The following is a 19,651-nucleotide window of genomic DNA, read 5'->3' as shown; positions in this document are numbered from 1 at the left end:
TGGAGTGCCGTGGCCGGAAAGGGGCCGCTCGAAAGAGGCCGCCGGAAAGGGCTACGCGTGCTGGTACGCCACCAGCGAGATGCCGACGTAGTGGACGACGAACGCGGCGAGGGTGAAGGAGTGGAAGACCTCGTGGAAGCCGAACCAGCGCGGTGACGGGTTCGGGCGCTTGATGCCGTAGATCACGCCCCCGGCGCTGTAGAGCAGGCCGCCGACGATCACCAGGACCAGGACGGCGATGCCGCCGGTGCGCATGAAGTCGGGCAGGAAGAAGACGGCCGCCCAGCCCATCGCGATGTAGCAGGGGGTGTAGAGCCAGCGCGGGGCGCCGACCCAGAAGACGCGGAAGACGATGCCCGCGGCGGCCGCGGCCCAGACGCTCCACAGCAGCCACTGACCCTTGGCGCCCGGGAGGAGCAGCATGGTCAGCGGGGTGTAGGTGCCCGCGATGATCAGGAAGATGTTGGCGTGGTCCAGGCGGCGCAGGACGCCGTCCATCCGGGGGCTCCAGTTGCCCCGGTGGTACAGCGCGCTGACGCCGAAGAGCAGGCAGGCCGTCAGGACGTAGATCCCGCAGGCGATGCGGCCTCTGGTGGAGTCGGCGAGGGCGGTGAGCACCAGCCCGGCGATCAGTACGGCCGGGAACATGCCGAGGTGCAGCCAGCCGCGGAGCCTGGGCTTGACCGGGTGCGGCAGCGAGAGCGCGGTGGGACCGTGGCCGGCGGCCGGCGAGTCCGTGGGCGCGTCGGGGACGGGCGCAGTCATGCGGGGCATGGTACCTACGGCTCCGTAAGTCGTGTGTCAGCGCGCCCTCGTGAGGGGCCGTAACGCAAAAAGTCCTCCTGCTGAACTCCATGCGTACGCAAAGAATCACGGAAACCGTGGGATTCCTCACGTTGCTCACCTGTGATGCCCTCTGGACAGATGGGCACTAGAATCGGATGATCAAATGAGTGCGGTCGGCACCGGATGAGCGGCTACGAAGCGTCCGGGCCGCGGCCCCCACGGGGCGAGACAAGACAAAAATCCCTCAATTAGGAGCAATCGTGGCGCGCGACATCGCGGCTCCCACCGTCATCCCCACCCACCACCAGGAACTGATCTCGTGGGTCAACGAGATCGTCGAACTGACCCAGCCGGACAGCGTGGTCTGGTGTGACGGATCCGAGGCCGAGTACGAGCGACTGTGCGAGGAGCTCGTCGCAAAGGGGACCTTCAAGAAGCTCGACCCGATCAAGCGCCCGCACTCCTACTACGCCGCCTCCGACCCGACCGACGTCGCGCGCGTCGAGGACCGGACCTTCATCTGCTCCGAGCAGGAGCAGGACGCCGGCCCGACCAACCACTGGAAGGCCCCCGCCGAGATGCGGGAGATCTTCGCAGGTGAGAAGGGCCTGTTCCGTGGCTCGATGCGCGGCCGGACCATGTACGTCGTCCCGTTCTGCATGGGCCCGCTCGGCTCCCCGCTCTCCGCGATCGGCGTGGAGATCACCGACTCCGCCTACGTCGCCGTCTCCATGCGCACGATGACGCGCATGGGCCAGGCCGTCCTGGACGAGCTGGGCGACAGCGGCTTCTTCGTCAAGGCCGTCCACACGCTCGGCGCCCCGCTGGAGCCCGGCCAGGCGGACGTCCCCTGGCCCTGCAACCAGACCAAGTACATCTCCCACTTCCCGGAGAGCCGCGAGATCTGGTCGTACGGCTCCGGCTACGGCGGCAACGCGCTGCTCGGCAAGAAGTGCTACGCCCTGCGCATCGCCTCCGTCATGGCCCGCGACGAGGGCTGGCTGGCCGAGCACATGCTGATCCTCAAGCTCACCCCGCCGCAGGGCGAGTCCAAGTACGTCGCCGCCGCCTTCCCGAGCGCCTGCGGCAAGACCAACCTCGCCATGCTGGAGCCCACGATCTCCGGCTGGACCGTGGAGACCATCGGCGACGACATCGCCTGGATGCGGTTCGGCGCGGACGGCCGGCTGTACGCGATCAACCCCGAGGCCGGCTTCTTCGGCGTCGCGCCCGGCACCGGTGAGCACACCAACGCCAACGCGATGAAGACGCTGTGGGGCAACGCGGTCTTCACCAACGTCGCCCTCACCGACGACGACGACGTCTGGTGGGAGGGCATGACCGAGGAGGCGCCCGCCCATCTGACCGACTGGAAGGGCAACGAGTGGACGCCGGCGTCCGAGACCCCGGCCGCCCACCCCAACGCCCGCTTCACCGTCCCGGCCTCCCAGTGCCCGATCATCGCGCCCGAGTGGGAGGACCCGAAGGGCGTGCCGATCTCGGCGATCCTCTTCGGCGGCCGCCGCGCCTCCGCGGTGCCGCTGGTGACGGAGTCCTTCGACTGGAACCACGGTGTGTTCCTCGGCGCCAACGTGGCGAGCGAGAAGACCGCCGCCGCCGAGGGCAAGGTCGGCGAGCTGCGCCGCGACCCCTTCGCCATGCTGCCGTTCTGCGGCTACAACATGGGCGACTACATGGCCCACTGGGTCGACGTGGCCAAGGACAAGGACCAGTCCAAGCTGCCGAAGATCTACTACGTCAACTGGTTCCGCAAGAACGACGCGGGCAAGTTCGTCTGGCCGGGCTTCGGTGAGAACAGCCGCGTCCTGAAGTGGATCGTGGAGCGCCTGGACGGCAAGGCCGAGGGCGTCGAGACCCCGATCGGCGTTCTGCCGACCCGGGACGCGCTGGACACCGACGGCCTCGAACTGGCCGAGTCCGACCTCGACTTCCTGCTCACGGTCGACCAGGAGGTCTGGCGCGAGGAGGCGGCCCTCGTCCCCGAGCACCTCAACACCTTCGGCGACCACACGCCGAAGGAGCTGTGGGACCAGTACCGCGCGCTGGTCGAGCGCCTGGGCTGAGTCCCGCACCGAAGACTCCACGGCCGGTTGGGATGCCCTGACCAGCGATCGTCACGGCCGGCCGTGGTGACACCCTCGAAGGCCCCGCACAACGGCGTGCGGGGCCTTCGTCTACTGCTGGCGGTCCTCCAGATAGCGCGTGTGGGTCTCCTGCCTGCGCGCCTCCGCTTCGCGCAGTGCCGACGCCAGACGTTCGGCCTCCTCGCGCAACAGGGAGAGCTGCCGTTCGAGGTGGACTTCGGGCGGCTCCGTGCCCGGGGTCAGCCGGGTCCACCACCGGGTGCGGACGAAGGCGTCGACGGCCTCGGGGACGTCCTGCCGTACCGCCCGGGAGAGGGCGTGCACGCCCTCGGGGTCCCGGGCGAGCGCCGCGGCGACCCAGCCCGGCTCCAGCAGCGCGGCCAGCAGGTCGGTCAGCTCGGTGAGCCGGGCGGCGGGGCCGGGCGGCAGGTCGACGCCGGTGAGATACCCGCCGAGCTTCCCGAAGTCCTCGCGCACCGCGTCGAGCTGGGCCGACGGGTCCGGGAAGGCGGGCGGGGCCGGCCGCTCCGGCGGGGCGATCAGCGCGCCCGCGCCGTAGAGTCCGGCCACCACGACGGGCCAGTACGGGCCCGCGACCCCGGTGAAGGTCAGCACCAGGCCGACCAGGCCCAGGGCGCCGCCGGTGAGGTTCTTGCGGGACTCGAGATAGCCGAGGACCTTACTGGTAGCCACGGATCTCCTCGAAGGCGCCGTCCAGCGAGCCGCTCTGTGCATCGAAGAGGCGGCCGCCGGTCAGGTCGGCGATGTGGGCCAGCTCGGAGCGGTCGGAGTCGCCGAAGAGGATCGGGAAGACGGGGGTGTCCCGCCGGGTGCCGGTGAGCCGGCGGTAGAAGCCGTCGAAGTCCCCGGCCCCGGCGCCGGTGGTGTTCTCGCCGTCGGTCATCAGCACGATCGAGGTGAACGTGTCGCGGTCGCCGCCGAGGTGGTCGTAGGCCTTCTCCAGCGAGGTGTAGATCGCGGTGTTGCCGTCGGCTTCGAGGGCGTCGGTGTCCTTGCGGATGGCGTCCAGACCGGCCTTCGGGTCCTTGGGGTCCACGACGTGCGTCCGCACGCTCTTCACGTCCGAGCCGAACGGCATCAGCGTGACCTCCTCACGGTCGCGGAAGTCGCCGGTCAGGCCGGTGAGCGCCTTCTTCAGCGCGGTCAGCCGGTCGCCCTCCATCGAGCCGGAGGTGTCGAGGACGTACACCGTGCGCGAGGGGCGGCGCAGCTCGTTCTCGTAGGAGTCGAGGAGCCCATCGGCGACGGAACGGCTGCCAGGGAAGGGCAGTTCGCGCCGGCGGCTCGTGTCCAGGCCGGACGCGGGCGCCACCGAGGCGACGACCGGGCGGCGGTGGGTGGTGTCGGTGATCAGCTTCTGTACGGCGTCGGTACGCAGGTCCTCGGTCACCTTGCGGACGTCCTCACGGGTGCGGGCGTCGGTCGCGGTGAGCGAGGAGAGCGGGTAGTCGGCCGTGACGACGCCGTCCTTGGGGCGGATCACGGTCAGGCCCGGGATGCCCTTGAGGACGGACTCGTAGTTGAGCAGGGCGTCGACGTTGCCGCGCCGCTTGTACGCCGTCGCCAGCCACCCGGAGGAACCCGACGTCAGCTTCTGGCCCTTGAAGAACTCCTTCAGCCTCGGCGTGGCCTTGGCGACGTCCGCGTCCGTCAGTGCCGACTGGGCACCGGACAGGGCCGAGGCGACCGAGACGAGGGTGGAGAAACCGGAGTTGGAGCGGGCCGGATCGGTCATGCCGTAGGTCAGCTTCCCGTCCTGCACGGCCTGCTCGATCTGCGACCAGGTGACCTGCTCGGGCTTCCAGCCGAGGGCCTGGGCGGTGGCCGTCTTCACGCCGATGGCGACCGGGCTGGACATGACCGGCGTCTCGGAGAGCACCTTCTTCGCCGCGTCGGGACGCAGCCGCAGATAGTCGTCCGAGGACAGCCACAGCGCGTCGTACCGCCCGTCGGCCTTGCCCTTGGCGAGCAGGTCCACGGCGTCCAGGGTGCCCATGTAGGTCGGGCGGACGGTGACACCGGTGTCCTTGCGGACGCGGTCGAAGACGGCGGTCATGTCGCTGAGTTCGCTGGACGCGAGGATCCGCAGGGTGCCGGGCTTCGGGGCGGTGGAGTCGGCGGTGCCGTCCTCGTGTCCCTCGGCCGTGCAGGCGGTGAGGAGAGCGGCAGTGGTGGCCAGCACGGCCAGTGTCCGTCTCGTCATGCGACTCCGCCCTCCAGCGCGCCCCGGGACCGGCTGCGCTCCAGGTACGCGCTCGCGTTCTGCAGCTCGTCCGTCAGCGACTGGACGGTGGAGGCCATCGCCTCGGTCGCCTGCGCCTTGTAGGTGTCGATGGCGTCCAGGGTGCGGTAGATCTGCTGGAACGCCGAGCGCAGCGTCTCCGCGCCGACGGCCGGGTCGGCGGCGATGCGCTGGATCTCGCCGCTCTGCGTGCTGAGCATGTCGGCGTTGGCCCGGATGAGGTCCTCGGTGGTGCCGCGCAGCGCGTTGACCTGCTCGACGACCTTCTTCTGGTTGTCGAGGGCGGAGGCCAGCATGACCGAGATGCGCAGGGCCGAGACGGTGGTGGTGGCCGCCCGGTCGACGCCCTTGATCAGCTCGTCGTTGTTACGGCGTACGACGTCCATGGCGAGGTAGCCCTGTGCGCACACCGCGAGCTGGGTGAGCAGGTCCTGGTGCTTCTGCCGGACCGGGAAGAGGACGTCGGCGCGCAGGCTGTCGGCCTGCTGGGGGTCGGTGATCCCGGCGATGTGCTCCTCGACGGCGGTGTCCAGGGCCTCGGTGAGGACGACGTACTCCTGGAGCTTGCCCATGGACTCCCACAGCCGGACCCGCTCGGTCTGCAACGCCGCGTTGTCCCGGCGCAGTTCGTCCTGCCCGCCGCGCAGCGAGCCCACGATCCTGTTCAACGTGCCCTGCGCGGAGGCGTACTTGGCGACGTGGTCGCGCAGCTTGTTGCCGCCGGGCAGCCGGGAGAGGAACTTACGGCCCTTGCCCGACGGCAGGTCGCGCGGGTCCAGGTCCTCGACGACCCGGCGGAGTTCCACCAGCGAGCCGGCGACCTTCGTCTGGGCGTCCCCGCCCTTGTCGGGCAGGCTGCGCACGGTCCGCTCCAGCATGCGGTTGGACTGCGCCGCTGCGGTGCGCATGTCGCCGGCGCCGAGGGCGGTGATCTCGCCGACCTTGCCCGCGAACTCGGGCGAGCGGGCGTCGAGCGAGGCGAGCCCGTCGACGTACGCGGCGGCCTTGCGGGCCATGTCGGTGCGCACACCGTCCTCGACGGGCACCAGCCCACCGGCCTTGTCCCGCGGCACGGGCGTGACGGCCTCGGGTGGTGTGAGCGTGAACTCGTTGTCGTTACTGGTCACTTGACGATTCCCCCGTCATCCGCGCGCCCGGCGGGCCATCTCGTGCAGCACCGCGGAGGTGGGCACGGGCGCCTGCCGGACGCCGGTCAGCTTCTGGTTCAGGTAGGCGGTGCGGTCCGCGGTGGCCGCGACGAACTCGGCGGCGTCGCCCTGCGGCCGGAAACCGTGTCGTACGGCGAGCTTGCGCAGCGTCGGGTCGGTGCTGAGGAGTTCCCCGAGCGCGCGGCCGTTCGCGTCGAGCGGTACGACGGTGTGGTCGCTGTTGACCGTGGTGTCCGGGTAGAGCACCACCAGGTCGTCCGCGTCCGAGCTGGGCTGCTGTTCGGCGAGCAGCGAGGCGACCTGCGACTCGTACACGAGCACCAGCGGGTTTCCGGCGCCGCTGATGAAGTCCCGGAAGACCGCGTCCGAGCTGGACTGCTGGGCGCCCTGGACGCTGACCAGCTGGCGCAGCAGGGGTGCGGTGCGGTCGACGTCGGCCTTGCTCGCGACCACCTTGCCGCCGTTCGCGACGTAGGAGGCGGCGGCGAGGTACAGCGCGCCCGAGTTGGAGGACTCCGGGTCGGTGCTCGCGATGTAGAGCGTGCCGGTCAACTCCCCGTGCCTGGAGGCTCCCTTGAGCTGCTGCCAGGTCCGGTTGTGCCGGGCGGCGTCGACATAGGCGCCCATCTTCAGCGTGCCCCGGCTCTTCCCGTCGAGCGTGGCCAGCCCGTTGGCGGCCAGCACATCGGCGGCACTGCGGTGGGCCACGACCACGAGGGGCGAGTAGAACGGCCGGGGCAGCGGCTCCTGCACGTGGTACTTGGCGGCCAGCACGTCGGCGGGCGCCTGACTGGACGGGAAGGCGAAGTCGTACCCCTTGAGGTCCAGGCCCTCCATGGCCCAGGACCCCGACGCCTCCGTCTTCACGGTGTAGCCCTTGGCGGCGAGGGCCTTCACCACATCGGGATCGGCGAAGAAGTCGGCCTTCTCCGATCCGATCACTCCCCGCACGGTCTTCGTTGCCGTGCCCTTGTCCTCCCCGTGCCGTCCCGCGACGACGGCGGCCACCACGCCACCGATCAGCAGAACGGCGAGGACGATTCCTGCGATACGTCTCACGCCGGGGACTGTGCTCGCGGAACCCAACATTCCCCGCGGTGGCCGGTGAACGGGGGGTGACATACCGGCCCCGGCACTGCAACGCCGTTAAGGGGCGCGGGGAACTGCGCGACAAGCCACGCACGGCAGACAGCCGCAGGACGACACAAGCCCCTACGGCGAAAGGTACCCGGGCTCAAGCCAACGCAGTGTGTGGCTCCCGGTCCGCGCGTCGCTGCGGGTGCACGCGGACCGGGGCCGATCGGGGGACCCCTGAGGCGGGGTCAGTGGGCCGCGCTGAGTTCCTTCGGGTCGGCCAGGGCGGCGGCGTGGGCGTCCATCCGCTCGGCCGCGAGGATCGCCGCCGCGGTGTCCGCGCGGGAGGCGGCGACCACGAGGGCGCGGCCGGCGAGGGCGTGTGCGCGCTGGTGAAGGGCGGCGGGGGCACCGGACGCGGTCGGCGTCGCACGCAACGGCGGACGTCCTTCCCGCAGTCGGCCGACCTCGCTGGCGAGGCGTTCAGCGGCCGCGTCCAGGTCGGCGCACGGGGTCAGGGCGCGCAGGTCGTCGGTGACGGCGAGCAGCGCGGAGAGGTGTCCGGCCAGCTGGATGTCCAGCTCCTCCTCGCGCGACCGGTGCGGAAAGTCGGAAGGGGTGCCGGCCATCGTGCTGTGGACCGACTTGGTGCGGATCGGTTCGTACATGGGGATGGCCTCCTGTGCTGACAGGAAACCATCCTAGCTTGGATTTCGTCTAAAGTTGAGCCGTGTCACGGATTGCGGTCCGCCGGTCTCCGTCCGCTACGGCTGGCTGTAGCCGTCCAGGAAGTTCCCGATCCGGGTCACCGCGTCCCGGAGATCACCGGCGGTCGGCAGGGTCACCACACGGAAGTGGTCGGGCTCGGGCCAGTTGAAGCCGGTGCCCTGGACGACCATGATCTTCTCCTGGCGCAGCAGCTCCAGCACCATCCGCCGGTCGTCCCTGATCTTGAAGACCTTGGGGTCGAGGCGCGGGAAGAGATACAGCGCACCCTTGGGCCGTACGCAGGTCACGCCCGGGATCTGGGTGAGCAGGTCGTAGGCGACGTCCAGCTGCTCCTTGAGCCGGCCGCCCGGCAGCACCAGGTCGTTGATCGACTGGCGTCCGCTGAGCGCGGCGACCACCCCGTGCTGGCCCGGCATGTTGGCGCACAGCCGCATGTTGGCCAGGATGGTCAGGCCCTCGATGTAGGAGTCGGCGTGCGCGCGCGGGCCGGAGATCGACATCCAGCCGACGCGGTAGCCGGCCACCCGGTACGCCTTGGACATGCCGTTGAAGGTGAGGGTGAGCAGATCGGGGGCGACCTTGGCGGTCGGGGTGTGCGTGGCGCCGTCGTAGAGGATCTTGTCGTAGATCTCGTCGGAGCAGACCAGCAGGTTGTGGCGGCGGGCGATGTCCGTCAGCCCCTTGATCATCGCCTCGTCGTAGACCGCGCCCGTGGGGTTGTTCGGGTTGATGATGACGATCGCCTTGGTGCGGTCGGTCACCTTGCGCTCGATGTCGGCGAGGTCGGGCATCCAGTCGGACTGCTCGTCGCAGCGGTAGTGCACCGCCGTACCGCCGGACAGGGAGACGGCCGCCGTCCACAGCGGGTAGTCCGGGGCCGGTACGAGGACCTCGTCGCCGTCGTCCAGCAGGCCCTGCATCGCCATCACGATCAGCTCGGAGACGCCGTTGCCGATGAAGACGTGCTCGACGTCGGTCTCGATGCCGAGGGTCTGGTTGTGCATGACGACCGCCCGGCGCGCGGCCAGCAGGCCCTTCGCGTCGCCGTAGCCGTGCGCGGTGGAGACGTTGCGGAGGATGTCCTCCAGGATCTCCGGCGGGCACTCGAAGCCGAAGGCGGCCGGGTTGCCCGTGTTGAGCTTCAGGATGCGGTGACCTGCTGCCTCAAGGCGCATCGCCTCCTCGAGAACCGGGCCCCGGATCTCGTAACAGACGTTGGCGAGCTTGGTCGACTGGATCACCTGCATGTCAGGCAGCTTACGGCCCTGTAAAGCCCCGTGGGGCCGTGTTTTCCACCACTTGACTGCTCCCGTCCCTGGTGGGAGGGGATTCCTGGCTCAGGCCGCCTCCTGGAGCAGCGCTCCAGGGGGTCTTACGCCCTCGACACCAGCCGGGGCCAGACCAGCCCGGACGAGCATCACACGCGCGGAGTTCTTGTCCCTTGGAGACACCATTCCGCACGCGGTGCAGGTGTAGGTACGTTCCGACAGCGGGAGTGCGTGCTTGGTTCTCGCTCCGCAGCGTCCGCAGTCCATGGTGGTGTGCGCGGGATGCACCAGACGCACGTCCCGCCCGTGCTTGCGGCCCATCTCGATCAGGGCCTTCTTCGTCGCGCCGATCGCGGCGTCCGCCGCCTTCCGCGCCATCGACGTCTTGGCGAGGAACTTCGGGCGGAAGTCCTCCACGGCGATCGCGTCATGGTCCCGCACAACCTTCTTCGCCCACTTGCGGGCAGCGTCCTGCCGCTGGCGGGCGATCTTCTGGTACGTCTTGGCCCGCCACTTCTTCGCCTGCCCATAGCCCTTCGAAGCTGCTTGGCCCTTCTTCGGCCTTCGGCGGGCCATCATCCGGTCGTACCGCGACAGCTTCCCCTTCGCCTTCTTGCCGTGCTCGGCATGGGGCAGGTCGTGGGCGTCGCTGGTGGTCGTCGCAATCTCTTTCACTCCCCAGTCGACACCGAGCGCCCGGCCGCTCTCCGGCAGCGGCTCGACCCGGGCGGGGACGACGAACGAGGCGTACCAGTCGCCGACGCTGTCCCGGTACACGCGTACCGACGAGGGCTCGGCGGGCAGCTCACGGGACCAGACCACGGTCAGGGTGATCCCGCCCGCCAGATGCAGCCGCCCCTCCTTGAGCCGGAAGCCGTGCCGCGTGTAGTTCAGGCTCGGATCGGCCTCATGCTTCTTCTTGTAGCCCGGCATCCCTGCCCGCTGCCGGACCGGCAGCCGATCCTTGATGTCTTTCAGTGCCTTTGCGCGGGACTTGCCGAAGTCGCGGATCAGCTGCTGCTGCGGCACGCTGGCCCCCGCGGCCAGCCATGGGGTGATGGCGCGAGCCCGGGTCAGCAGCCGGTCCAGCCGCGCCGGACCACACTCCTCCGCGTCGGTGTGGGCCTTCTTGGAACGGGCCACGCACTCGTTCCACACCCACCGGCACCGCCCCCACTCCGCCAGCAGCGCCTCACGGGCGGTGGCCGACACACGCAACCGGTAGGTGTACCGGGCATGCCCCGCGCCATCGGACTCCCGCACCGCCGCCACACCAGCACCCCCGCCCTCACGCCCAGATCACGCGGCCTCCACCATCAGACCGTACGTGCTATGCCCGAACGCCCGCACCATCCTCTGGCCTTCATCACCTCAATCGGTGAGCGATGACACGCACGTTCGCTCCTCTCGGCTCCGACAGGCGGCGTGCGGGCATGCCGCGCCCGGTGCAGACCGGCGCGCCCAGCATGTCCCGGGCTTCTTGCCGGTTCTGGCCGGGCCGTCCTGAGGGACCCGGTCCTCCCGGATCTGAAAGTCGGAACATCCTCCGTGAGGCTTGATGAGTCGGGTCGCTTTGGTCTGTTATCGCCGGTAGCTGTCTCAGGAGTCACACGCGTCTCTACAATTCCCGCCCATGTCCACCGATCGTGAGCACGAGGCGGAGGCGTACGGCGCGCCCGGAGCGGGTGGCGAGCCGGGGGCTGCGCCGAACGTGTACCACCCGCGGGCCGCCTCGGCCCCGTCGTACGAGGAGTACGGCGATCCTGCCGCCGCCCACGGCTGGCAGAACGCCTACGACGAGACCCGTGAGCTGCCTGCGGTGCCCGCCATGCCCGCGGTGCCCCCGGTGCCCGCGCCGGACGATCCCGCCGGGCCGCCCGCTCCCGTGGCGGGCCGCGGCCGGGCCGATCTCCGGCGGCGGCGGAAGCAGGGCGGTCGTCGCCGGGTGGCGGTCGTCGCGGGGGTCCTCGGCGTGGCCGGTGCCGTCGCCGTGGTCGCCGCGCTGGCGGGCGGCTCGGGTTCCCCGGCCGGACAGCAGCCCTCGAAGGGCGGCCGGGTCTCCTCCGACGACTCCGGTGACTCCGGCGCGCCGAGTACGGGGCAGGACAGCGGCGCTCCGAGCGACACGGCCAGCGCCGGCACCCCCGGTGGTGCCTCGCCGTCCCTCGCGTCCGGGTCCACCGCCGCCTCGGCGAGCACGGCCACCTCTCCGGGCGCGCAGACCTCCACCGCCCCCACGCCGACGGCGACGAGCGCATCGGCGACCGCGAGCGCTTCCGCGACGCCGACGACCACCGGCGTCCCCGGCGGCCGGGGGCACGGCCGCGGTGCCACCAAGAAGCCTCACTAGTCCACGGATTGACGCTCCGTCAGGAAAACAGTTCGCATACAACTCCTTGCTCACTCATGTCCCTCTCATGAGAATGCTCATGACAAGACAGTGGGCGGCCGGAAGATCTCCGGTCGCTTATGTCTGCAGAGGGGACCCCCACATGAACAAGCCTCTCCTGGCCGCGCTCTCCGCCCTGGCGATCGCCGGGCTCGGCGCGACCCCCGCGGTCGCCGCGCCCCAGGCCAAGACGGCCAAGGCGGCCAAGGCGGTGACCGTCAACTTCGCGGGCACCGTCTCGCTCAGCAACTGCTCCGGTTCCGTCGTCCGCTTCCCGAACTCCGCGGACAGCGACCCGGCGCTCGTGATGACCAACGGCCACTGCCTGGAGACCGGCTTCCCGGAACCGGGCGAGGTCATCACCGGCCAGTCCTCCAGCCGCACCTTCGGCCTGCTGAACTCCTCCGGCACCAAGGTCGCCACGCTCCGCGCCAACCAGGTCGTCTACTCGACCATGACGGACACGGACGTCACGATCTACCGGCTGACCACCACCTACGCGGCGATCAAGAGCTCGTACGGGATCAGCCCGCTCACCGTGCAGAACACGCACCCGACCACCGGATCCGCCATCAAGGTCGTCTCCGGCTACTGGAAGCGGATCTACAACTGCAACGTGGACGGGTTCGTGTACCGGCTGAAGGAGGGCGACTGGACCTGGAAGGACTCGCTGCGCTACACCTCCGCCTGCAACACCATCGGCGGCACCTCCGGCTCCCCGGTGATCGACACGGCCACCGGCAACGTCGTCGCGGTCAACAACACGGGCAACGAGGACGGCGAGCGCTGCACGGAGAACAACCCGTGCGAGGTGGACGAGAGCGGCAACGTCACCGTCCGCCAGGGCATCAACTACGCCGAGGAGACCTACCAGATCCCGGCCTGCTTCACGACCGGCAACAAGCTCAACCTGAGCGCCTCCGGCTGCACCCTGCCCAAGCCGTAGTCCCTCCGGCCCGGGCGGTCACACCGGTGTACGGCGCACCGCCCGGCCCGCCAGTACGTCCGTCCGCCGGCCGTCCTCGATGACGAACCCACCGTCGACCAGGACGTACGGGATCCCGGTCGGCAGCGCGCGGGGCTCGGCGAAGGTGGCGCCGGGCGCCACCTTCGCCGGGTCGAAGAGCACCAGGTCCGCCCGGTATCCCTCACGCACCAGCCCGCGGTCCGGCAGTCGCAGCCGGGCCGCGGGCCGCGCCGTGAGGTGGGCGACGCACTCCTCCAGCGTCAGCACGCCCAGCTCCCGTACGTAGTGCCCGAGATAGCGGGGGAACGTGCCGTAGGCCCGCGGGTGCGGCTTGGCGCCCCGCAGGATGCCGTCCGAGCCGCCGGTGTGGGCGCGGTGCCGCATGATCGTGCGGACGTTCTCCTCGTGGCCGACGTGCTGGAGGATCGTCGTACCGAGCCGGTCCTCGACCAGCAGGCGGCGGGCGGTCGTCCAGCAGCTCTCGCCGCGCAGGTTCGCCGACTCCCGGACCGTACGGCCCACGTGGTCGGCCAGGGCCGGTGCGGTCACGCCGGAGATCTCGATCGTCTCCCACTCCACGGGCACGCCGTGGCAGCCGTCCGCGCCGGTCACCTCCAGGTCGTGCCGGATCCGCGCGGCCGTCGCCGGGTCGGCGAGCCGGTCCAGGATCCGCTCAGGGCCGCCTTCGCTCGCCCAGCTCGGCAGCAGCGCGGCCAGGGTCGTGGAGCCGGGGGTGTAGGGGTAGGTGTCCAGCGTGATGTCCGCGCCGGAGTCCAGGGCCTCGTCGAGCAGGGCCAGCAGGTCGGGCGCCCGGCCCTTGTTCACGCCGAAGTTCATCGTCGCGTGGGCCAGATGCAGCGGGCAGCCCGCCTCCCGGGTCAGCGCCACCATCTCGGCGTAGGCCTCCAGGGCGCCGTCGCCGTAGGAGCGGTGGTGCGGGCAGTAGTAGCCGCCGTACCGCGCCACCACCCGGCACAGCTCGGTCAGTTCGGCGTCCTCGGCGTACATCCCGGGCGTGTACGTGAGCCCCGAGGACAGGCCGACCGCGCCCTGCTCCAGGCCCTCCGCGACCAGCCGCCGCATCCGGTCCAGCTCGGCGGGCGTGGCCGGCCGGTCCTCCCAGCCGACGGCGAGCGCGCGGACCGTGCCCTGGGGGACGAGATAGGCGGCGTTGACGGCGATGCCCCGGTCGAGCCGGTCGAGGTACTCGCCGACCGTCCGCCAGTCCATGTCGAGGTCGTCGCCGTACCCGTTCCAGCCGGTGATCGCCCGCCGGACCTCCTCCAGCGTGCGGTCGTCCACGGGCGCGTACGACAGACCGTCCTGGCCGACGACTTCGAGTGTGACTCCCTGCGCGGCCTTCGCGCTGTGGTCGGGGTCGCGCAGCAGGGCCAGGTCGGAGTGGGCGTGCATGTCGATGAAGCCGGGGGAGAGGACGAGCCCCTCCGCGTCCAGCTCCCGCCGCGCCCCGGGCCGCTGACAGCCCGCTGCCGCGGCCTCCTTGACGATCGAGACGATCCGGCCGCCGTCGACCACGACATCGGCGCGGTAGGAGTCCGCACCGCTGCCGTCGACGACGTCCGCGTCCCGGATGACCAGGTCCTCCACGGCACTCCCCGGTTGTTTAGAAGAACGTGCGGATGTAGTCGACGACCGTCCCGTCCGCCTCGGCCACCGGGATCAGCTGCCACTTGTCGAACGCCGTGCAGGGGTGGGACAGGCCGAAGCCGATCCAGTCGCCGACCTCGACGTCCGCCTCGGGGCTGGTGCCCAGCCAGAGGTGCTGGTCGGACAGGGCGGTCACCTCGACGCCGGTCGCCGGGTGCTCGGTGCCGTCCCGGCGCACCACGTGGGCCACCGGGTGGTCGAGGTCGTAGGCGGCGTCCCGCTTGCCCGCGTTGACGAAGGCCTGCTCGGGGGAGGGGCGGGAGACGACCTGCGCCCACAGCCGGAACGCGGGCTCCAGCGCGCCCTCCTCGGGCACCCGGTTGAACGGGGTGAGCCTGCTGTAGTGCACGTCGTCGTGCGAGACGTACGCGCCCGAGCGCAACAACTTCAGCACGGGGAGGGACAGTTCCGGGATGTCGGCGAACACGTCGGCGACCGCGTCGAACCACTCGCTGCCGCCCGCGCTCACCACGATCTCCTCGGCCCCGGCGAACCGCCCCGCCTTGTCGAACTCCGCCGCGAGCGCGACCAGCCGGCCCAGCCAGGCCCGCACCGGCTCGGGGGCGGCGCCGGGCACCTGGGCCTCGTAGCCCGCCACGCCCACCAGCCGCAGGGTCTCCACGCCCGCCACCGCGTCCGCGACCGCCCGCGCGTCCGCGTCGGTGCGCACGCCGGTACGGGCACCCTCGCCCGCGCCCAGCTCGACCACGACGTCCACCGGGCGGGCGGCGCCGCGCAGGGCCGCGTCCATCAGCTCGACCCCGCGCACGGAGTCGACGTAGCAGACGAAACGGAAGTCGGGGTCGGCCGCGAGGTCGGCGGCGACGCGGCGCAGGGCCGCCGGGTCGACCAGCTCGTTGGCCAGGAAGATCCGCTCGATCCCGAACGCCCGGGCCACCCACACCTGGTGCGGCACGGCGAGGGTGATGCCCCAGGCCCCGTGCTCGATCTGGCGCCGGAAGAGCTGGGGTGCCATGGAGGTCTTGCCGTGCGGGGCGAAGGCGAGGCCATGGCGGACGGCGTACGTCTCCATGAGCGCGAGGTTGTGTTCCAGGCGCTCGGCGGAGAGCGCGAGCACGGGGGTGGTGAAGCCGCCGGTGAAGAGGTTGCGGCGCTGGGCGGCCAACTCGGCGACGGTCAGGCCCTCGGCGTCCGGCGGGAGGCCCTTGAAGCGGTGGTCGACCCGTTCCTCGGCAAGACGGGCGAGTGCTTCGGTACCGGCTTCCTGGGCCATGGGGCCTCCCTGATCTGGTGCGTTGCACTCTCTGCAACATCCATTGCGTATGCCGCTCACTGCTGTCTAACATCTCGGCCAACGCGGGGTCAACGGACTCCCCCCACCGAGGAGCTACGACGATCGTGACCGCCACCGGATCCCGCAACGCCCCCGACACGGTGGATGTCGTGGCGCTCGGCGAGTCCATGGTCACCTTCCTGCCCACCCGCCCGGGCCGCCTCGCCGACGTCCCCGCCTTCGACCGGACCATCGGCGGAGCCGAGTCCAACGTGGCCTGCGGGTTGGCGGCCGCCGGGCACGCGGTGCGGTGGGTCAGCCGGGTGGGGGCGGACGGCTTCGGGGACCACCTGGTCGAGACGATCGGGGCGTACGGCGTCGATGTCACCCACGTCCGGCGGGACACGACCCGCCCGACCGGCCTGTACTTCCGCACGGCCGGGGACCGGTCGACGGACGAGCACGAGGTGGCGTACTACCGGGCAGGGTCGGCGGCCTCCGCGATGACCGTGGACAACGTGGACGTGGAGGCGGTGCGGGCGGGGCGGGTGCTGCATCTGTCGGGGATCACGGCGGCGTTGTCGCAAGGGTGCCTGGAACTCGTACGCGAACTGGTGAAGCCCGGCGAGGGGCGGCCCTTGGTCTCCTTCGACGTGAACTACCGGCCCGGACTGTGGCGGGACGCCGATGACGCCCGGGTGTTGCTGGAGCTGGCGCGCGGGGCCGACATCGTGTTCGTGGGACACGACGAGGCACGCCAGGCCTGGGGGCTGCACGGCGGCCGGGCCATTGTGGAGGCGCTGCCCGAGCCGGAGATCGTGGTCGTGAAGCAGGGCAGGGGTGGAGCGGTCGCGTTCGACAGGAACACCGACGGAAGGGAGGACGCCGACGGCACGGCAACCCTCGTCCGGGCACCCCAGGTCGATGTCGTCGCCCATGTCGGTGCCGGAGACGCCTTCGCCGCCGGATTCCTCTCCGGCACCCTCCGAGGACTTCCGATGCGCGACCGCCTCCGCCATGGCCACCTCATGGCCGCAGCCACCCTCACCACCCCCGGCGACCTCGCCACCCCACCCACCCGCAGCCACGCCGACCGGCTCGCCGCCCTGGACGACCACGCATGGGGGAGACTTCGACTCGGCCCCGGCTGGACGCAAGCCGACGAGGCCTCGGAGGAGGCGAACACCCCATGAGTCAGACCGTCGACCGCGCCCTGAGCATCCTGCCGCTGCTCGCCGAGGGCCCCGCCGACCTCGGCCAGGTCGCCGACCGCCTCGGCGTCCACAAGTCCACGGCCCTGCGTCTCCTGCGCACCCTGCACGAGCACGGCCTGGTCTACCGCCAGTCCGACCAGCGCTACCGCCTCGGCGCCCGCCTCTTCGCCCTCGCCCAGGAGGCGATGGAGAACCTCGACATCCGCGAGATCGCCCACCCCCACCTCGTCCGCCTCAACGAGCGGTGCGGCCACACCGTCCACCTCGCCGTGTACGAGGAGAACGAGGTGCTGTACATCGACAAGGTCGAGAGCCGCTACCCGGTCCGCATGTACTCGCGGATCGGCAAGCCCGTCGCCATCACGGTCGCCGCCGTCGCCAAGCTGCTCCTGGCCGACCTGCCCGAACCCGAGCGCCGCGCCCTCGCGGACAAGCTCGACTACCCCCTGTACACGGCCCGTTCCACCCCCAACGCCACCGCGTTCCTGCGGGAGTTGGAGCAGGTGCGCGAACAGGGCTGGGCCACCGACCTCGGCGGCCACGAGGAGTCCATCAACTGCGTCGCGGCCCCCGTCCGCGGCGCCGACGGCCGGGTGGTCGCCGCGATGTCGGTGTCCGCACCGAACGTCGTCGTCACCGCCGAGGAACTCCTCACCCTGCTCCCGCAGGTGCGCCGTACCGCGGACGCGATCAGCGGCGAGTACTCCGGAAGAACGCCGGTGAAGGGCACCCCCGAATGACCGAAACGCCAGCGAAGGACACCCCCCGCATGACCGAGAAGATCGCGCTCACCCCGAAGACCCACACCACCCCGCCCGCGAAGTTCTCCCACGGCGTGAAGAAGGGCAACATCCTCCAGGTCGCCGGCCAGGTCGGCTTCCTGCCCGCCGAGGACGGCAAGCCCCCGACGCCGGCCGGTCCCACCCTGCGCGAGCAGACCCTGCAGACCCTCGCCAACGTCAAGGCGATCCTGGAGGAGGGCGGCGCGACCTGGGACGACGCGATGATGATCCGCGTCTATCTGACGGACGTGGACCACTTCGCCGAGATGAACGCGATCTACAACGCCTACTTCGAGGAACAGGGCCTCACCCAGCCGCCCGCCGCCCGGACCACCGTCTACGTCGGTCTGCCCGCCGGCCTCCTCATCGAGATCGACGCCCTCGCCGTCCTGAGCTGACGGCACCTCCGCTCCCGCTCCCTCCCGTACGTCCCGCACGGCACGGCACCCCCTCGGGTGCCGTGCCGCGATCTCCCCTGCCCGAGAGCACCATGCATTTAAGAAGAGGACCCTCGAATGTCCTTTCCACTCGCCGCAACCGCCCCCGCCCCCGCAGCCCCACCCCACACCGGAGGCCTGCTCCTCCTCGTCGACGGCACCGCCGGACTGCTCACCGTCGCCGCCATCGGCATAGCCCTCCTGCTCTTCCTGATCATCAAGGTCCGGCTGCAGCCCTTCGTCGCCCTCCTCGCCGTCTCCATAGCGGTCGGTCTCCTCGCCGGCCTCTCCGTCACCGAACTCTTCGGCACCGTCCAGCGCTCCGACGCCGTCTCCACCATCGAGACCGGCATGGGCGGCATCCTCGGCCATGTCGCGATCATCATCGGGCTGGGCACGATGCTCGGCGCGATCCTCGAAGTCAGCGGCGGGGCCGAGGTGTTGGCGTCCCGGCTGCTCAACCTGTTCGGGGAGCGGCGCGCGCCCCTCGCCATGGGTCTGACCGGCCTGATCTTCGGTATTCCGGTCTTCTTCGACGTCGGCATCTTCGTCCTCGCGCCGATCGTCTACGCGGCCGCCAAACGCTCCGGCAAGTCGATCCTGCTGTACTGCCTGCCCCTCCTCGCGGGCCTCTCCATGACCCACGCCTTCCTGCCGCCGCACCCGGGCCCGGTCGCCGCCGCGGGCCTCCTCCACGTCGACCTCGGCTGGGTCATCCTCATGGGCATCGTCTGCGGCATCCCGGCGGTGCTGGCCGCGTGGGCGTACTCGGCGTGGATCGGCCGGCGCGTCTTCGTCGCCGTACCGCAGGACATGGTCGAGGCGGCGGCCGAGGCGAAGCTGGCGGTGCTGAACGAGCAGCGCGAGCAGGGCGTGGAGCCGCGCGAGCAACCGGTGCCGCTCGGTACCGTCCTCGGCATCATCGGTACGCCCCTGATCCTCATCCTCGCCGCCACCTTCTCGTCGATCGCCCTCGACCCGTCCACCGGCCGCTCGGTGATCGAGTTCTTCGGCAGCCCCTTCGTGGCGCTGACGATCGCCCTGCTGCTCGCCTACTACCTGCTCGGCATCCGGCGCGGCTGGTCCCGCAAGTCCCTGGAGACCGTGTCGACGTCGTCCCTCAAGCCGGTCGGCAACATCCTGCTGGTCGTCGGCGCGGGCGGGATCTTCGGCGCCGTCCTGAAGGCGAGCGGGGTGGCCCAGGCACTCTCCGACACCTTCCACGACGTGGGTCTCCCGGTGATCGCGCTGGCGTACCTGATCTCGCTGGTGCTGCGCGTCGCCCAGGGCTCGGCCACGGTCGCGATCGTGACCACGGCCGGCATCGTCGCCCCGCTCCTCGCCGAGGGCCACCACTCCCAGGCCTTCGTCGCCCTCGTCATCATGGCCATCTCCGCCGGCTCCATCTTCGCGTCGCACGTCAACGACGGCGGCTTCTGGATGGTCGCCAAGTACTTCGGCATCACCGAGCGGGACACGCTGCGCACGTGGACGGTGCTGGAGTCGGTGCTGTCGGTGGCGGGGTTCGCGGTGGCGGGGGTGGTGAGCGTGTTCCTGTAGGCAGTA

17 protein-coding genes are annotated in these 19,651 nt (G+C 70.7%); 7 read left to right on the top strand and 10 right to left on the bottom strand.

Translation table 11 applies throughout. The features are described from left to right. Positions 1 to 51: 51 nt before the first annotated feature. Positions 52 to 765 carry a PAQR family membrane homeostasis protein TrhA gene (gene trhA / locus BEK98_RS05640; RefSeq protein ID WP_094215265.1) on the bottom strand — a complete coding sequence of 238 codons (714 nt, stop codon included), beginning with the start codon at positions 763 to 765 and terminating at the stop codon, positions 52 to 54. A 281-nt stretch (positions 766 to 1,046) separates the two neighbouring features. On the opposite strand from trhA, the gene BEK98_RS05635 reads away from it, so the two are divergent. Continuing rightward, the gene (locus tag BEK98_RS05635; protein ID WP_094215264.1) at positions 1,047 to 2,870 is read left to right on the top strand and encodes a phosphoenolpyruvate carboxykinase (GTP); all 1,824 of its coding nucleotides are present in this window, start codon (positions 1,047 to 1,049) and stop codon (positions 2,868 to 2,870) included. 111 nt (positions 2,871 to 2,981) lie between these two features. Here the strand turns inward: BEK98_RS05635 and BEK98_RS05630 are convergent, their stop codons facing one another. From BEK98_RS05630 to BEK98_RS05600, 7 genes are all read right to left on the bottom strand, one after another. Further along, positions 2,982 to 3,584 (bottom strand): hypothetical protein, encoded by a 603-nt coding sequence (locus BEK98_RS05630; protein ID WP_208643017.1) that lies wholly within the window; start codon positions 3,582 to 3,584, stop codon positions 2,982 to 2,984. Further along, positions 3,571 to 5,115: a vWA domain-containing protein gene (locus tag BEK98_RS05625; protein ID WP_094215262.1), complete on the bottom strand. Its 1,545-nt coding sequence runs from the start codon at positions 5,113 to 5,115 to the stop codon at positions 3,571 to 3,573. Before BEK98_RS05625 ends, BEK98_RS05630 begins: the two co-directional genes overlap by 14 nt. Then, the gene (locus tag BEK98_RS05620; protein ID WP_094215261.1) at positions 5,112 to 6,281 is read right to left on the bottom strand and encodes a toxic anion resistance protein; all 1,170 of its coding nucleotides are present in this window, start codon (positions 6,279 to 6,281) and stop codon (positions 5,112 to 5,114) included. The genes BEK98_RS05625 and BEK98_RS05620 overlap by 4 nt, the downstream gene beginning before the upstream one ends. 15 nt (positions 6,282 to 6,296) lie before the next feature. Further along, positions 6,297 to 7,382 (bottom strand): substrate-binding domain-containing protein, encoded by a 1,086-nt coding sequence (locus BEK98_RS05615; protein ID WP_094215260.1) that lies wholly within the window; start codon positions 7,380 to 7,382, stop codon positions 6,297 to 6,299. Between the two features lie 263 nt (positions 7,383 to 7,645). Beyond that, positions 7,646 to 8,065 carry an SCO4983 family protein gene (locus BEK98_RS05610; protein WP_094215259.1) on the bottom strand — a complete coding sequence of 140 codons (420 nt, stop codon included), beginning with the start codon at positions 8,063 to 8,065 and terminating at the stop codon, positions 7,646 to 7,648. A gap of 96 nt (positions 8,066 to 8,161) precedes the next feature. After that, a complete protein-coding gene (locus BEK98_RS05605; RefSeq protein WP_094215258.1) occupies positions 8,162 to 9,373 on the bottom strand; it encodes a pyridoxal phosphate-dependent aminotransferase in 1,212 nt (403 codons plus the stop codon). 90 nt (positions 9,374 to 9,463) lie between these two features. Then, complete coding sequence (locus BEK98_RS05600; RefSeq protein ID WP_094215257.1) at positions 9,464 to 10,666, bottom strand: RNA-guided endonuclease InsQ/TnpB family protein; 1,203 nt, start codon at positions 10,664 to 10,666, stop codon at positions 9,464 to 9,466. A gap of 361 nt (positions 10,667 to 11,027) precedes the next feature. On the opposite strand from BEK98_RS05600, the gene BEK98_RS05595 reads away from it, so the two are divergent. Next, positions 11,028 to 11,744: a hypothetical protein gene (locus BEK98_RS05595; protein WP_244201756.1), complete on the top strand. Its 717-nt coding sequence runs from the start codon at positions 11,028 to 11,030 to the stop codon at positions 11,742 to 11,744. Between the two features lie 142 nt (positions 11,745 to 11,886). After that, positions 11,887 to 12,729 (top strand): trypsin-like serine peptidase, encoded by an 843-nt coding sequence (locus BEK98_RS05590; RefSeq protein WP_094215256.1) that lies wholly within the window; start codon positions 11,887 to 11,889, stop codon positions 12,727 to 12,729. A gap of 18 nt (positions 12,730 to 12,747) precedes the next feature. On the opposite strand, the gene BEK98_RS05585 is transcribed toward BEK98_RS05590, so the two are convergent. Together BEK98_RS05585 and BEK98_RS05580 are read right to left on the bottom strand one after the other, a co-directional pair. Then, positions 12,748 to 14,358 carry an N-acyl-D-amino-acid deacylase family protein gene (locus tag BEK98_RS05585; protein WP_094215255.1) on the bottom strand — a complete coding sequence of 537 codons (1,611 nt, stop codon included), beginning with the start codon at positions 14,356 to 14,358 and terminating at the stop codon, positions 12,748 to 12,750. Positions 14,359 to 14,374: 16 nt separating this feature from the next. Beyond that, positions 14,375 to 15,652, bottom strand: a complete 1,278-nt coding sequence (locus tag BEK98_RS05580; protein ID WP_094215254.1) for an alanine racemase — start codon at positions 15,650 to 15,652, stop codon at positions 14,375 to 14,377. A 125-nt stretch (positions 15,653 to 15,777) separates the two neighbouring features. On the opposite strand from BEK98_RS05580, the gene BEK98_RS05575 reads away from it, so the two are divergent. The 4 genes from BEK98_RS05575 to BEK98_RS05560 all read left to right on the top strand — a co-directional run bounded on the left by BEK98_RS05575 (position 15,778) and on the right by BEK98_RS05560 (position 19,645). Then, positions 15,778 to 16,845 carry a sugar kinase gene (locus BEK98_RS05575; RefSeq protein WP_094215253.1) on the top strand — a complete coding sequence of 356 codons (1,068 nt, stop codon included), beginning with the start codon at positions 15,778 to 15,780 and terminating at the stop codon, positions 16,843 to 16,845. Continuing rightward, positions 16,842 to 17,606: an IclR family transcriptional regulator gene (locus BEK98_RS05570; RefSeq protein ID WP_094215252.1), complete on the top strand. Its 765-nt coding sequence runs from the start codon at positions 16,842 to 16,844 to the stop codon at positions 17,604 to 17,606. The genes BEK98_RS05575 and BEK98_RS05570 overlap by 4 nt, the downstream gene beginning before the upstream one ends. A gap of 29 nt (positions 17,607 to 17,635) precedes the next feature. Then, a complete protein-coding gene (locus tag BEK98_RS05565; RefSeq protein WP_094215251.1) occupies positions 17,636 to 18,046 on the top strand; it encodes a RidA family protein in 411 nt (136 codons plus the stop codon). A 117-nt stretch (positions 18,047 to 18,163) separates the two neighbouring features. After that, positions 18,164 to 19,645 carry a GntP family permease gene (locus BEK98_RS05560; RefSeq protein WP_094215250.1) on the top strand — a complete coding sequence of 494 codons (1,482 nt, stop codon included), beginning with the start codon at positions 18,164 to 18,166 and terminating at the stop codon, positions 19,643 to 19,645. The last annotated feature ends 6 nt before the right edge of the window (positions 19,646 to 19,651 follow it).

Origin of the sequence: Streptomyces diastatochromogenes (assembly GCF_002242805.1) — a bacterium.
Taxonomy (GTDB): domain Bacteria; phylum Actinomycetota; class Actinomycetes; order Streptomycetales; family Streptomycetaceae; genus Streptomyces; species Streptomyces diastatochromogenes.
Note: the sequence above shows the minus strand (reverse complement) of the source record. Positions and strands in the feature narration are given on the sequence as shown.